This window comes from Pantoea sp. EEL5 (assembly GCF_049892805.1).
GTDB classification, from domain to species: domain Bacteria; phylum Pseudomonadota; class Gammaproteobacteria; order Enterobacterales; family Enterobacteriaceae; genus Pantoea; species Pantoea ananatis.
The window spans coordinates 49,718-62,915 of record NZ_JBNDNJ010000008.1; the positions used below are offsets into that span (position 1 = coordinate 49,718).

The window sequence follows — 13,198 nt, forward strand, 5'->3', positions numbered from 1 at the left end:
TGGCTCTATACTCAGAGTACAGGGTGATGGCGTTCCACCTTTCCCAACCGCTCCGTTCCGGAGCTGATGACGCCTGATGTGACTCTTGATTTTCAGGAGGTACGTCAGGCCGTCCTTACTTTCCTCCCGGCCTGCGTACTTCCCTTTACGGGGAGAGACCCTTGATACACGTTTTTGGCCACATCAATCCTGACAGCGACGCCATCTGCACGGCGGTCGTCACCGCTCACTGGCTGACCGGGCGCGGCATGGACGCCCGCGCATGGCGTCTCGGCGAGGCTAACCGGGAAACCCGCTTTATCTTTGACACCGCCGGTCTTACGCTGCCGCCGCTGCTCGCTATTCCGCTGCAGGATGAACGGGTGTGGCTGGTCGATTTCACCGAGCCGGCGCAGGGGCCTGACGACCTGCTCCGGAGCAACGTCGTGGGCATCACTGACCACCACCGGCTGGGCGGGCTGATAACGCAACTGCCGCCGGAGGTGCATATCCGCCCGGTTGGCAGCAGCGCCACGCTGCTCTGGCTGCTGATGGACGCTGAAGCGCGCCGCACGCTGCCCCCGACGCTCGCCGTGCTTCTGCTGGGCGCACTCCTGAGTGACACCGTGAATCTTCGCTCGCCGACCACCACCGAAGACGATATCCGTTCGGCGACCGAACTGGGCGTGCTGTCCGGCGTAAACCGCAGAGCCTTCGCCCGTGACCTCCTCACCGCCAAAACGGACGTCAGCGGCCTCAGCGCCCAGCAGCTGCTGGGCAGGGATCTCAAGGCCTTCGTCATTGCCGGCACCGACGTGCGCATTGCCCAGATTGAGGTCAGCTCACCGACACAGGTTGCCCCCGTGATGGACGACCTGCTCGCTGCCCTGGCGTATCTGGCGGACCAGTCGGGTGCCGGGCTGACGGTGCTGATGTTGACCGACATTCGCGCCGGGTTTTCAACGCTTTACTTCGCCGGGCGGGAGAGCGTTAACGCGGCCTCCTGCTCCGTACCGGGCATGCTCAGCCGCAAAAAACAGCTTCTGCCGTGGCTTGAGTCCCGCCTTAACCAGAACGGGAGTTCATTATGACCTGCTACACCCACGCACTGATACTTGTGAACGACAAAGACGACGGCACCCTCCTGCTGAAACGGGCGGTCGCGCTGGCGCAGCCGCTCGGCATGAAAATCACCCTGGCCCACATCAGCGACGACTACCGGGAAATGAACTACGTGTCCGACAGCCTGATGGACGACGTCGTGTCGGAAGAGGTCCTGAAAGCCAAAGCGTTTATGAGCGAGCTGGCGGCCTCCGTGCCTGAGGCGGTAGACACGCGGGAGCTGGTGACCATGCGCCGCTTTGAGGACGTGGAGAAGTGCATCAATGAGCTGGGCGTGGACCTCGTGCTTGCCGGGCACCGCAACCGCTTTATGGGAATGCTGACGTCCCGCTCGGCGGAATACATCAACCACCTCACGGTGGATGTGCTTATTACTCACCTGAATGACTAAACCGGGAGAAACGCTATGCACTTTACACTGGATAACGTGACCGCCCGGGAAATTCTTGACTCTCGCGGCAACCCCACCGTTGAAGTTGAGGCCCGGACCCCGGACGGGATGATGGCACGCGCCTCGGTGCCTTCCGGGGCCAGCACCGGGTCGCGCGAGGCCGCAGAGCGCCGCGACGGTGACGCACAACGTTTTGGCGGCAAAGGCGTGCTGGATGCCGTCAGGGCGGTTAATACGGAAATCTGCGAAGCCGTGCGCGGCCTGGACGTGCGCGAGCAGCGGCAGCTGGACAACATCATGCTGATGCTGGACGGCACGGAGAACAAGAGTCGCCTGGGTGCCAATGCCATTCTGGGCGTATCGCTGGCGGTGGCCCGGCTGGCGGCACAGGCCTCGCACGAGCCGCTGTGGCGCTACCTGGGGGGCCTGCAGGCGAATCTGCTGCCCGTGCCGTGCATGAACATCATCAACGGCGGCGTGCACGCCCGCGGTCAGGGCGCGGACTTCCAGGAGTTCATGATAGCGCCACACGGGGCACCCACGCTGCGCGAGGCCGTGCGTCAGGGCAGCGAGGTCTACCAGGCGCTGCGCCAGATCCTGCTGGACAAAAAACTCTCAGCGGCAGTGGGCGACGAAGGCGGTTTTGCGCCCGCCGTGTCGTCGAACCGTGACCCGCTGGCGTTTATCGTACAGGCGATTGAGAAGGCGGGATACAGGCCCGGAGAGGACATCAGCATCTGCATGGACCCTGCCTCAAGTGAGTTTTTCGCTGACGGTCAGTATCATCTGCGCACCGAGGGCAGCGCGCTGAGCGCGGCGGAAATGACGGCATACTACGGCGAGCTGATGGACCAGTTTCCGGTCATCCTGCTGGAAGACGGCCTGGCCGAGGACGACTGGGCGGGCTGGAAGCATCTGCACCAGCAGCTTGCGGGCAGGGCCGAGCTGGTTGGTGACGACCTGTTTGTAACCAACGTGAAGTACATCCAGCGCGGCATTGACGAAAACCTCGCCAGCGCCGCGCTGATCAAGCTCAATCAGATAGGCTCGCTCAGCGAAACGCTGGACGCCGTGGCTCTCTGCCAGCGGCACGGCTGGGGTGCGTTCATGTCTCACCGCAGCGGGGAAACCACGGACACGTTCCTTGCCGATCTGACGGTGGCCCTGCGCGCGGGACACCTGAAAACCGGCGCGCCGTGCCGCGGCGAACGCGTGGAAAAGTACAACCAGCTGATGCGCATTGAGCAGGCGCTGGGTGAGGACGCGCACTACGCGGGGCTTCATGCGTTTGTGCGCCGCACGTAACACATCCGCCGGACGGTCCCCGTCCGGCAAAGAAGGAATGCCTGTGGCCCCTGCAACGCTGATCCTCCTGCGGCACGGCGAAAGCCAGTGGAACCGGGAAAACCGTTTTACCGGCTGGACGGACGTGCCGCTGACGGTCAGGGGGCGGCAGGAGGCCGACCGAGCCGGTGACGCGCTGCGGGCAGTGGGCCTTATGCCCGACCGTGTCTTCACCTCGGTGATGACACGCTGCGTTCACACGGTCTGGCGGGTGCTGGACCGTCTTGACCGAAGCTGGACGCCCGTGGAAAAGAGCTGGCGACTGAACGAGCGCCACTACGGTGCGCTGCAGGGGCTGAACAAGGACGACGCTGCCCGGATGATGGGGGAAGAGACCGTCCGGCTATGGCGCAAAAGCTTCAGCGGCATTCCGCCCGCAGACGCGGAGGCTCCGGCGCAGCTGCGTCGGGATCTGCGCTATCGCCGCGTTGCGCTGGCCGACCTGCCTGCAACGGAAAGCCTGGAAATGACCCTGCGTCGCGTCATGCCATACTGGCACCACGTTGTGGTGCCACAGCTGCGCTGCGGAAGTACCGTTCTGATTGTGGCGCACGGCAACACGCTGCGCGCCCTGACCGCCTTTCTGAACGGCATGCCCCACGACAGCGTGGCACAGCTGCACATCCCGACCGGCGTGCCGGTTGTATATGAAATGGATACGGCCGCACAGGTCGTGTGCCGTTATGTTCTGAATATTAAAAAAAAGGAATGAACGTGAATCAGCTTTTTGCCGTCATCACCGGCGGTGCTTTAGGGTGTGTTATCCGCTGGCAACTGGGCGCACGCCTGAACGCGCTTTTTCCGGACCTGCCGCCGGGGACGCTGCTGGTCAACCTGCTGGGTGGATTTATCATCGGGGCGGCGCTGGCGTATTTTCTGCGCCATCCCGGCCTCGATCCGGCCTGGCGGCTGCTCATTACCACCGGGCTGTGTGGCGGAATGACGACCTTCTCCACATTCTCAACTGAGGTTTTTGCCCTGCTGCAGTCAGGCAGCTATGCCTGGGCAGCCGCCTCGGTGCTGATACACGTGCTGGGTTCGCTGGCCATGACGGCGGCCGGATTTTATATCATGACGCTGTGTGGTTAACCCGGACCGTACGGCCTCTATCCAGGGGAGACCTCAGTGCAGCGACCGCTGCACTGAGGTCAGACAGTTCAGTATATTGTTCAGAAGCGCTCTCTGCGGGCCTGATCCGACAGGGTTTACGCCTGTAAGGCTTCCCCTAAATCCGGGACACTGTCGTGACAGAGTTTCAGGTCTGCCTGTTCTGGTAAAGGTCCCAGCGATTGCCATAGATGTCCTCAAACACGACAACCATTCCGTATTCTTCCTCGCGCGGCTCCTGACAGAAGTGGACGCCTTTTGCCTTCATAGCATTGTAGTCGCGCCAGAAGTCGTCGGTCTGCAGGAACAGAAAAACCCGTCCGCCGCACTGGTTGCCGATAAAGCCTTCCTGCCGGTCGTTCGACGCGCGGGCAAGAAGAATAGCACAGTCGCTGTCAGGGTCCGGCGTCACCACGACCCAGCGCTTACCCGGCTGCGGCGTGTCCTCAATCAGGGTAAAGCCCAGCTTATCGGTGTAATACTCAATTGCACGATCGTAGTCATCGACCACGACAGCCACATACCCCATACATCGCTTCTGTTTTCTCATCTGCTGTTCCATCAGTTACGTCATAACGCCCGCTATAATCAGATTCATATCAAATACGACGTTCGGTCGTCTGTACTGACTCTGAACTGACACCCTCAGACCGGACATTGAAAGCATTTGAGCACTCAGGATTTTGGGCCCAATTTTGTAAGAGCCTGCTCAACCTTTTCAGCATCCTGCTCCAGTACGGCTTTCTCATCGGGAGTGAGCGGGACCTCTTCGAGATAACGCCGGATGGATGCTTTACTCTCCAGAATAAGCCCGCGCGCGCTGTCCTTCAGCAGGTTAAAATCGCAGCCGATGCAGGCCATCCGGTGCGGGCAGCTGCTCCAGAACGGATTTGTGCAGTATGAATCACCTAAATCATAATACGTTGCAGGTCCGGTCAGGCTGGCGGCGTCAGGGTCGCGATCAATCAGTACGCTGATCATGTGCGCGACTCTGTCTGCTTTTACAAACGAGGCGGCCAGCTGTGTCGGGCGGATACGGAGATAATGCATGGTGGACTGGGGCGTTGAGTGACCAGCCCACTGCATCAGTTCATACAGTGACATGCCCTGCGGTACGCTGGCCAGTGCGGTCACGGCTGAGGCGCGTCCCCGATGGCTGGTTATCACTCCGCCGCTGTCTTCAGAAGGAACGCCCGCTCTTGCGCAGAGCATCGGTATCACCGTGCGGTTGAGGATAGCGCTGCCGGCAGGCTTCCCCCGGTACTGAAACAGCAGCCGGACCTTCTCACCGGTCCGCTCATCAGCCAGCATGGCCTGTTCTGCCGGGCGTTCGGCCAGCCAGATGTCGACATATTTTTTTACCACTGTCGCCACGGGTTTAACAAAGGCTTTTGATGTTTTTCCGGCGGGGACATGCAGGTAACAAAGGGTTCCGGCCGGGATGACGCTGCCGTCATCTTTCGTTATTTCATCTGCCTGCGGCGCGATGCAACCGGTAGTCAGGCGGAGCAGCTCATTTTTCCTCAGCCCCGCATGGGTCCAGATGACGGCCATCGCCTGCAGCATGGCCAGCGGATAATGTATTTCAGTAAGCAGGTCTTCCTGACGCAGATTGAGGCTGGCCCAGATGAGCTTGAGCCAGACCGGATCGTCGATAACACGGGGATTGACGTCGCGCCGAAACAGGGTGGTATCCGGTGTGGAAAGATGACGGGCAGGGCTGAAGCGCAGGCGACCCCAGCCCCAGTTTTCGTAGTCGACCATAAAACGGCGCAGTGAGTAGATAAAATGCGCCCTTGAATGCGGCATCATAGGCTCACCGGATCGCACCGATTTTCGGGTGCCCCTTTCCGTGCCCAACTGTAGCTCATCCACGTTCATCCGGCCGACCGCAGCGATAAAGCTGGCGCAGATTTCCATGCTCCAGTCTGACGGTTCACGCACCTCCGGATGCGCCTTTGCCAGCCAGAGGCCGCAGCGCAGTATAAAACTGTACTGGCCTTCACGGGTGCGAGGCCTCAGCACAGACGTTTCCCGCCAGCGCCGGCACCACCTGACCCAGGCCGGATCGATCCCGTCTACGGGTTTTTCATACCATCGGGTATAATTACGCATCCTCATCGGGGCGCTGAAGATGCCCAGCGCAGCAAGGCCGTGTGAAATCCGGCCAATGTACCGGGATGTCCCGCTATCTGTGTTGTTCTGGGCTTCCCACAGCAGTTCAGGCGTAAAGGTTTCAAGACGGGGATCTCTGTTCATGACCATCAGCGTGGCCAGTATGCCCGACAGATGCGTGACCTGACTACCCGCAGCATAGCCCAGCGATTTCAGGGTTTCAGTCAGGCGGTGAAGCTCCCGGAAGTAAATAGCCTGACCAAAAATGGCACAGGTATACAGGGCAGGTTTTCTGATGTCTGGCAGGCTGAGGGGATCATACCGTCCGGCGAAATGCCATGCAAAGGCGGCCATCAGCGGCCGTCCTTTTCCGTCCGTCCGGCTGAATGTCTGCCAGCGTTCCTGCGGCCATCGCCAGTACGGTATACCCGAAAGGTGCATCTCACGCAGGAGGTCCAGTATTATCAGGTCAGCAACCTCGCGGCTGCATCCGCTTTCTGCTGCGATGTCTTTCAGCGGCCTGATAAACTCAGGAGCAGGTTTCATCCGCAGCAGCCTGCCCCGGCTGTGAGAGGTGGCCAGTGCGGCCTTTTCAGGCTCAGTCAGTAAAGCATCAAGCCTGTAAGCGGAGAGGTCGAAGGGAAGCCACACATTCTCAGGCTGTTCAGACGCTGCCATATTATTCCTCCGTGCCGAAAATGAGGTTCGCCATCCTGATATCTGCCGTTTCAATTGCTCCTGCCATCCGGGCGGCAAGATCCCTGCCGGAAAGGTGAATATAAATCTGAGTGGTGCGCGGATCACGGTGACCTGCGTAGGTGGCAAGTTCGTGCAGTTTCCAGCCCGCACGGGCCAGATGCGTCAACCGCAGGTGGCGGAAAGTATGGGTTGAAATGTCGGGCAGCCCTGACTCAAGCGCCCATTTCCGTACCGTTTTGCTCCAGCTCCAGTAAGAGAGCGGTGCCCCCTGATTACGATCGGACTCAGAGCGGAACAGGGCTCCTTTTACCATCCCCGACAGCTTCATCTGTAAAAGATGAGCCGCCAGCACCGGCGTCAGGGCGGGACTGTAACAGACGATCCGTTCATGACGGTTCTTGGTGGTTTCAGCCCGGACGCGGATGAGGCGGTGGGCAAAGTCAAGGTCATCAGTACTCAGCGCGGTGACTTCCGATCGTCGCAGCGCACCGCAGTAGGTTAACGCCAGCATCAGCCGGTCACGAAGCGGAGAATCCGCGGCATGAGCCTGAAAAAGCTGCCACTGTGCATCGTCAGGAATACGCGGCAGCTTTACGATACGGGGAACCAGCCCCCGTGCGGAACACAGCATGCCCGGCGTGCCGGAACGGGGCAGCGGATTTACCTTACACAGGTCAAGATACATCAGGAAGTCGTACCAGAGACGGACAGCCGACAGGCGCAGCTGGAGCGTGGCGCTTGCGGCCGGGAAAGGCATACCGGGTAACTGAGGACGGATGTAGGCAGCCATGTCATCAAACCTGACCTTTTCAGGTTCAATCCTGTTCCGGCTGCAGAACGCAAAATAATGACAGAGGGCTGCGCGGTAGGCGGTCAGGGTGGCGGGTGCCCGCCCCAGGTCGGACAGCAGCTTCAGCCAGCGTTCCGCCAGTAAAATGGCACTGTTGTTTAGTGGAGTCGTCATTGCGTTTACCTCTGAGGTCAGCGTTGCTGTTCAAAGTCTATACGATCAATGTTGCATTCCACTTAACTTACTATAGAGCATAATTTGAGCTGAAGACATGCACTTTTTCCGGGAAATCCAGCGTCTTTATCTGGAACCACGGCGCGCCCATTTTTATGCCCAGGGCTTTGGCTCCTTTGCTTCTTGCTATGACGCAGCCATCGTTGTTCGAAAGGACGACGACAGGTTTTCCCCGCAAATCAGGCCTGAACAGGGCCTCACAGGACGCATAGAAGCTGTTGACGTCAGCCAGACCAAACATCGGCATGGTTACCTCCGGCGCACCTCGGTATTGTGGAAAAACCAGGTGACCACGCCCAGCAGGTGCAGCTCCTCGGGGTATATCACCGGATAGGCCGGGTTCATCGGGCGCAGCGCAATCTGTGGCTGCAGCTGCAGGCGCTTGACGGTGAACTCCCCGCCGACCTCTGCGATGACGATGTCACCGTGCGTGGCTTCCTTCGCGCGATCGACGACCATCACGTCCCCGTCATACAGACCCAAATCTTCCATGCTGCTGCCGCTGGCGCGCACGAAAAACGTGGCGGCCCGGTGGGTGATGCAGAGCTCGTTCAGGTCCAGCTCTGCCTCGACATAATCGGTGGCAGGGGAGGGGAACCCGGCGGCGCAGCGCTCAACAAACAGCGGGATGCGCATCACGGGACGGATATCGGCAGGCCTGAATACTGTCAGTCCGCCCCGGGAGGATGTTGCTTTCATGGCGCCGTTCTCCGGACTGAATGGCCTGAAGCCGGTGCGGCAGTGAATGATTCTGACATGATAAATTCCTCCATAAATAATACTGTATATAAAAACAGTATTATTGAGCCGGAGACGCATGGCAAGAGGAACGAAACGGTACTCTGTCAAAGGGATGCCTATGTTACTGAGCAGGCTAATTATTTTTTTGTCGGGCAGTTTCAGTCAGGGGAGCGCGTAAGCAGTCGTTGCTGACATAAGTGAAATTACGCTTCCTCAACACGGCTGTTCGTTCCTCGCTGCGCTGCGGTACGCCTCAGCCGTGTTCTGCGGCGAGCGTTGCCGGCTCACGTTTTAAGTTCAGAATTATCGGGCTGTCTGAGCCTTGAACAGGACGGCCGGGTGTTTTATCTTCCGGGAAAGCCACAGACGGAGGAGGGTTTTATGGATGAGAATGAATCAGTTGGCCGTTTACTAGCGTCCCTGCTGGCCGAATACGACATGAGCGTGGACAAATTCTGCCGGCGTTCCAGGCTGCAGGAGCATGAGGTCAGGCTTATTCTGCGGGACGTGCTGACTGTCACTCCTGCCGTGGCAGAAAAGCTGGGGCGCGTGTTTTACTCGCCCGGCTTCTGGATGGTCCGTCAGGCGATGTCGGAGCTCAGGAAACTCAGTCAGGGGAGTTAAAAAAGCCCGGGCAACCGGGCAGGAAGGACAAGTGACTACTCTTATGAGGCTTCTGGAAACTCACAGCACATTCATGATAAACAACGTACCGTGCAGTGGTACTCAAAAAATTTGTCAGTCTGTAAGAGGGCGTTACCGGCTTCACCTGCAGCCCTCTCCTGAGAGGGCCGGGGTAAGACGCCGGTCCTGAATGTCATCTGGCACAGATACACTGTGCAGGTTTTTTAGCTGAAGCATTCCATCTCATTTTAAAGCCTGCCGGTAATCAGAAAAAAATCACTGACGAAAAGCGCACGGCAAATATTGCGCTCAGGATGAAGTGCGCCAGAAAAATGGCAAAAGCGATGCCGCCGAGTAAGACACCCAGAAAGGAGTGCTTCTCTTTCAGGATGAACGTCAGTCCGGACAGCACTGCCAGTGAAAGCAGGGCCTGCAGTACATGACTCACCGGGATCACCCAGTAATGGCCTGCATATGCACCTGCCTTGCTGATGGCCACAATCAGCGCGGTTCCGCCAAATCCCCATCCCCAGAATGTCTTCGCCAGACTCAGTTTTCCTGTAACAAGCGCTTTTAACATCGTCAGTTCCCTGTCTTAACCCGGTTCGATCCGAGAAATTTAACATTCAACGACAGGCTCAACCAGAAACTTTGTGTGTTTCTGGAGCGCTGATATGGGTGAAAATCACAGATAAAGACGGGCCTTACGGACGGGTATGTACCCGCGCCAGATGAACCGGTGGATATCTTTTAGCCGGGGTAAAAAAGGGGGCTGTGCGGAAAAAAAAAACCGGCCCTGTTGCGATTTTCAGGGGGCTGATGAGCAGTTTACTGGCTACTCATCCCGGACACGGGCAGTATTCTGGCAAAAAAAGCCCGTCAGCACGAAGGCGACGGGCCTGCCCGGAGGCGAGGACATCTTTCTGCCAACGAACACATCACAGCGACACACAGTAAACCCGCGCTTTGTGACATGCAATTGTCAGGTGAGGTCAGATTTTAGCGCGGTTTAAGGCTTCTCTCTGTGGTCTGATGCTCCAGGCACCGCATAAAGTTCTCAATGATGCCTACGGCATGCGTCATGGCCAGCAGCTCTGCCGCAGCCATCACGTCCGTACGCAGCAGCACCTCCATGACGCCGGGCTCACTGAGTACCGGCGTCATTTTGTTGACCCGGTCTATCAGATGCGCCCAGTTGTTGACGAAAGTATCCGGGTCAGCATAGGTACCGTCCCTCAGCTGCGTGTAAATCGCGTCCAGATCCGCTTTTATCGACCTGACGGACGTTATCAGTCGCTCGTCATAACCAGGCTGGTTATCATCAGACACGGAATTCCTCCACCATACCTCTCAGCGCATGCGCCTGCTCAGACAGTGACTGCGAAGCGGAGGACGACTCCTCGACCAGCGCCGCGTTGTTCTGCGTCACGCCGTCCATCTGACTCACGGCCACGCTCACCTGGGAAATCCCCTGCATCTGCTCCGACGAGGCCAGGGCAATCGTGTCCATGGAGTCGGCCAGTTCGCCGACCATGCCGACAATCTTCAGGATGCTCTGTCCGGTCCCCGACGCGACCTCCACGCCGCTTTCCACCTGAGCGACGGCCTGCTCAATAAGCTGCTTAATGTCACGGGCCGCCGTCGCACTGCGCTGCGCCAGAGTACGGACCTCGCCGGCCACCACGGCAAAGCCGCGGCCCTCTTCACCGGCACGTGCAGCCTCTACCGCGGCGTTGAGCGCCAGAATGTTGGTCTGGAATGCGATGCCTTCAATCACCGACGTGATGTCCCGGACCTTCAGGGCACTTTCCTGGATGCTGTGCATGGTCTCGGTCATGTGGTGCACCTTTTCCTTGTCGCCATCCACCGTCCGCGCGGTCTCGCGGGCGGACTCAGCGGTCTGCTGTGCACCCGCGGTGTTGCTCTTCACCGTGGCGGTCAGTTGCTCCATGCTGGCGGCCGTTTCCTGCAGCGCGGCGGCCTGCTCTTCGGTGCGGGACGACAGTTCGGTGTTGCCCCGGGCGATTTCATCGGCGGCCAGGGCAACGGATGCGGAGGAATCCTTAATCTGCGACACCAGACCGCGCAGGTTCGCCTGCATGTTATCAAGCGAGGCAAGCAGGCTGGTTGTGTCGTTGCGGCGCAGCTGTACGGCGGTGGTCAGGTCGCCGGCGGCGATGGTGGCGGCCAGGGCCTGCGCCTGTGCGGGCTCGCAGCCCAGCTGGCGTGTGAGCATTCGGATAACGGCCACGCACGCAGCGACTGCAATGAGCACTGATGCGCCAGCAAGCAGCATCAGAATCAGGGTAGCCCGCGCCGTTGAAGCGCTGTTCTGCTCCACGGCGGCCCGACTGTTTTTCTTCTGAATATTCGTCAGGTCTGCCAGGGCGTCAGTCATGGTGAACTGTACCGGACGGACCTCTGTTCTCAGGTACTCAATGAATGCCTTGTCCTGGTTGGCCAGCCCGAGCTGCCGGGCATGTTCAAAAACACTGAAGAATTTGTCTTTGGTTTCAGTCAGCCTTTTCATCGCTGACACTCCCTCAGCGGTTGGGTCAGTTTTAAGAAGCTCGTTGAGTGCCAGGTAGTCGGCGATAAAACCTGCTTTGCTTTTCTGCATTTTTTCATCGGCGTTTTTCATGTCCGCAGGTTCGCTGAGCAGCCCGATGGTTCTTACTGCACTGGCCATGTCCTTGATGTCGCCCAGCATATCCTGGGCAAGGTTGCTCTTTTTCATCTTGACGTTAACGACTTCATCCATGCTCTTGCGGGCTTTATACAGAGCCTGCATAGCCGTCGCGGTACAGATGACGGAAAGGAGTATTACCAGGCCAAAACCTGTGGCAAGACGGGTAGATAATTTCATGCTGTGTCTCTTGTAGTTGTGTGATTGCTGCGTGTTTTTTGATCTATTACAGTAGGTTACTATCGGCATACCGTTCCGCTTTCTCTATTTCCTTTTTCTTTACCAAATGTTGCGATGCTCCATTCAGAGCAGGCAAAACAGGGTGTTGCGGACGTCGCTGCGCTCCGCTTCTGACCGGCGCTCCGGCTTCACCTGACGCCGGACTTCTCCGATTCCCTCTGAAGTACTTCCCTTTCTTTTTTCAGGGCCTGCACTGTCCCTTCACGTTAGCCGGTCCGCTGCGCAGTCAAGGGACGCTGGCGCCCGTTCACTCATCCGTTCCCCGCTGTGCGCGAGACATTCAGTCCGCTCCGGCGGCGCGTGCGGCTTGCGCGTCCGCCCGTGACTGCTCCGCTTTTCGCCCGGCTGCTGTTGCGGCACGGTGCAGGTGAGGTCGTGCAACCGCTGACTGAGGAGAGAATCATGCCGAACTGGTGTGCAAACAGGCTGCGTTTGACCGGCCTTGCGAAGAACGTGAGTAAGGTGCGGGCGCTGATGCGGGGAGAGGTGCGCCCTCTCTACGCGCGGGCGGAAGCGCAGGGTATCCAGCTGTTTCTGGCAGGCTGCGCCTTACTGCTGCGTCCGGTGACGGACGACACGTATGCGCCTTATCTGGCGCTGACGGCGGCGGGGTGGGGGGGAAAACACCCCGGAGAACGCCGCGTTTACGCAGTGGCTCACGCAGCTGTGTGACTGAGTGGAACTGACTGAGGAAACCTGCGTCCGGCTGCACGACCTGTGGCTGGCCACAGGCCTCAGCAGACGGGCGTGGGAAACGCTGGACGGCGACGCGCATGCGGTTATAGCCTGGCAGTGAAGGCGTAATCCCCGCCGGACAACGACATGAAAGAAATGACGGTACGTGAATTTAAGGGTAAGCGCCTCATATAGACCGCCGGTCCATTTCCCTCCGGTTCCGTGACAATAACATCCATCATTTATAATGGACATTAGCGTATGGAACACTGGACCTGGCTTCTTGAAGCACTGCATCTGCACTTAGACGAGAATTTATCCCGGGTCGAGGCCGGAGGCCGTCTGGGAATTCCAAAAAAACGACCGTTTACGATTTTTTTGTTCGTTTCCGGAAAGCTGGACTTTCAGGGAGAAGAGGATGAGGGCGGTTATGTAAATTATTCCTTGTCTG

The 13,198-nt window shown here is 58.7% G+C and carries 13 protein-coding genes, 3 pseudogenes and 1 riboswitch; of the genes and pseudogenes, 8 read left to right on the forward strand and 8 right to left on the reverse strand.

What is annotated here, in order from left to right:
- Window positions 1-13 precede the first annotated feature (13 nt).
- Window positions 14-83: riboswitch (Fluoride riboswitch) on the forward strand.
- 78 nt (window positions 84-161) lie between these two features.
- Genes ACPXSQ_RS21110 through crcB form a run of 5 tightly spaced genes read left to right on the forward strand, consistent with a single transcriptional unit; the run spans window position 162 to window position 3,925 of the window.
- Complete coding sequence (locus tag ACPXSQ_RS21110) at window positions 162-1,070, forward strand: DHHA2 domain-containing protein (protein WP_014606790.1); 909 nt, start codon at window positions 162-164, stop codon at window positions 1,068-1,070.
- Complete coding sequence (locus tag ACPXSQ_RS21115) at window positions 1,067-1,492, forward strand: universal stress protein (protein WP_014606791.1); 426 nt, start codon at window positions 1,067-1,069, stop codon at window positions 1,490-1,492. The genes ACPXSQ_RS21110 and ACPXSQ_RS21115 overlap by 4 nt, the downstream gene beginning before the upstream one ends.
- A gap of 15 nt (window positions 1,493-1,507) precedes the next feature.
- A complete protein-coding gene (eno, locus tag ACPXSQ_RS21120; protein WP_014606792.1) occupies window positions 1,508-2,797 on the forward strand; it encodes a phosphopyruvate hydratase in 1,290 nt (429 codons plus the stop codon).
- A gap of 43 nt (window positions 2,798-2,840) precedes the next feature.
- On the forward strand, window positions 2,841-3,548 hold the full coding sequence (locus tag ACPXSQ_RS21125) for a 2,3-bisphosphoglycerate-dependent phosphoglycerate mutase (RefSeq protein ID WP_019105545.1): 708 nt from the start codon (window positions 2,841-2,843) through the stop codon (window positions 3,546-3,548).
- On the forward strand, window positions 3,545-3,925 hold the full coding sequence (gene crcB / locus ACPXSQ_RS21130; RefSeq protein WP_014606794.1) for a fluoride efflux transporter CrcB: 381 nt from the start codon (window positions 3,545-3,547) through the stop codon (window positions 3,923-3,925). The genes ACPXSQ_RS21125 and crcB overlap by 4 nt, the downstream gene beginning before the upstream one ends.
- A 166-nt stretch (window positions 3,926-4,091) precedes the next feature.
- Here crcB and ACPXSQ_RS21135 read toward each other — a convergent pair whose 3' ends face one another.
- From ACPXSQ_RS21135 to umuD, 5 genes and pseudogenes are all read right to left on the reverse strand, one after another.
- Window positions 4,092-4,493 (reverse strand): VOC family protein, encoded by a 402-nt coding sequence (locus ACPXSQ_RS21135; RefSeq protein ID WP_014606795.1) that lies wholly within the window; start codon window positions 4,491-4,493, stop codon window positions 4,092-4,094.
- Between the two features lie 125 nt (window positions 4,494-4,618).
- Complete coding sequence (locus ACPXSQ_RS21140; protein WP_014606796.1) at window positions 4,619-6,736, reverse strand: tyrosine-type recombinase/integrase; 2,118 nt, start codon at window positions 6,734-6,736, stop codon at window positions 4,619-4,621.
- A 1-nt stretch (window position 6,737) separates the two neighbouring features.
- Window positions 6,738-7,721 (reverse strand): tyrosine-type recombinase/integrase, encoded by a 984-nt coding sequence (locus tag ACPXSQ_RS21145; RefSeq protein ID WP_014594566.1) that lies wholly within the window; start codon window positions 7,719-7,721, stop codon window positions 6,738-6,740.
- A gap of 73 nt (window positions 7,722-7,794) precedes the next feature.
- Window positions 7,795-8,022, reverse strand: a pseudogene (locus ACPXSQ_RS21150) (DNA polymerase V subunit UmuC); the annotation flags it as partial.
- 8 nt (window positions 8,023-8,030) lie between these two features.
- Complete coding sequence (umuD, locus tag ACPXSQ_RS21155) at window positions 8,031-8,480, reverse strand: translesion error-prone DNA polymerase V autoproteolytic subunit (RefSeq protein WP_426144349.1); 450 nt, start codon at window positions 8,478-8,480, stop codon at window positions 8,031-8,033.
- 423 nt (window positions 8,481-8,903) lie between these two features.
- On the opposite strand from umuD, the gene ACPXSQ_RS21160 reads away from it, so the two are divergent.
- Window positions 8,904-9,146, forward strand: a complete 243-nt coding sequence (locus ACPXSQ_RS21160) for an XRE family transcriptional regulator (protein ID WP_105088004.1) — start codon at window positions 8,904-8,906, stop codon at window positions 9,144-9,146.
- A 265-nt stretch (window positions 9,147-9,411) separates the two neighbouring features.
- On the opposite strand, the gene ACPXSQ_RS21165 is transcribed toward ACPXSQ_RS21160, so the two are convergent.
- The 3 genes from ACPXSQ_RS21165 to ACPXSQ_RS21175 form a co-directional block, all read right to left on the reverse strand.
- Window positions 9,412-9,726, reverse strand: a complete 315-nt coding sequence (locus ACPXSQ_RS21165; RefSeq protein ID WP_176017435.1) for a hypothetical protein — start codon at window positions 9,724-9,726, stop codon at window positions 9,412-9,414.
- A gap of 419 nt (window positions 9,727-10,145) precedes the next feature.
- Window positions 10,146-10,475 (reverse strand): hypothetical protein, encoded by a 330-nt coding sequence (locus ACPXSQ_RS21170; RefSeq protein WP_426144350.1) that lies wholly within the window; start codon window positions 10,473-10,475, stop codon window positions 10,146-10,148.
- On the reverse strand, window positions 10,468-12,012 hold the full coding sequence (locus tag ACPXSQ_RS21175; protein WP_426144351.1) for a methyl-accepting chemotaxis protein: 1,545 nt from the start codon (window positions 12,010-12,012) through the stop codon (window positions 10,468-10,470). Before ACPXSQ_RS21175 ends, ACPXSQ_RS21170 begins: the two co-directional genes overlap by 8 nt.
- Window positions 12,013-12,474: 462 nt before the next feature.
- Here ACPXSQ_RS21175 and ACPXSQ_RS21180 point away from each other — a divergent pair.
- Window positions 12,475-12,856: pseudogene (locus ACPXSQ_RS21180) on the forward strand (DUF1281 domain-containing protein); the annotation flags it as partial.
- Between the two features lie 152 nt (window positions 12,857-13,008).
- Window positions 13,009-13,154, forward strand: a pseudogene (locus ACPXSQ_RS21185) (helix-turn-helix domain-containing protein); the annotation flags it as partial.
- Window positions 13,155-13,198 lie beyond the last annotated feature (44 nt).

What these genes read in the sequence shown, in the direction of transcription:
- eno (WP_014606792.1), top strand. Translation starts at nt 1,508, where the DNA reads ATGCACTTTACACTGGATAACGTGACCGCCCGGGAAATTCTTGACTCT.
- crcB (WP_014606794.1), top strand. Translation starts at nt 3,545, where the DNA reads ATGAACGTGAATCAGCTTTTTGCCGTCATCACCGGCGGTGCTTTAGGG.
- ACPXSQ_RS21140 (WP_014606796.1), bottom strand. Translation starts at nt 6,736, where the DNA reads ATGGCAGCGTCTGAACAGCCTGAGAATGTGTGGCTTCCCTTCGACCTC.
- ACPXSQ_RS21115 (WP_014606791.1), top strand. Translation starts at nt 1,067, where the DNA reads ATGACCTGCTACACCCACGCACTGATACTTGTGAACGACAAAGACGAC.
- ACPXSQ_RS21145 (WP_014594566.1), bottom strand. Translation starts at nt 7,721, where the DNA reads ATGACGACTCCACTAAACAACAGTGCCATTTTACTGGCGGAACGCTGG.
- umuD (WP_426144349.1), bottom strand. Translation starts at nt 8,480, where the DNA reads ATGAAAGCAACATCCTCCCGGGGCGGACTGACAGTATTCAGGCCTGCC.
- ACPXSQ_RS21135 (WP_014606795.1), bottom strand. Translation starts at nt 4,493, where the DNA reads ATGAGAAAACAGAAGCGATGTATGGGGTATGTGGCTGTCGTGGTCGAT.
- ACPXSQ_RS21160 (WP_105088004.1), top strand. Translation starts at nt 8,904, where the DNA reads ATGGATGAGAATGAATCAGTTGGCCGTTTACTAGCGTCCCTGCTGGCC.
- ACPXSQ_RS21165 (WP_176017435.1), bottom strand. Translation starts at nt 9,726, where the DNA reads ATGTTAAAAGCGCTTGTTACAGGAAAACTGAGTCTGGCGAAGACATTC.
- ACPXSQ_RS21175 (WP_426144351.1), bottom strand. Translation starts at nt 12,012, where the DNA reads ATGAAATTATCTACCCGTCTTGCCACAGGTTTTGGCCTGGTAATACTC.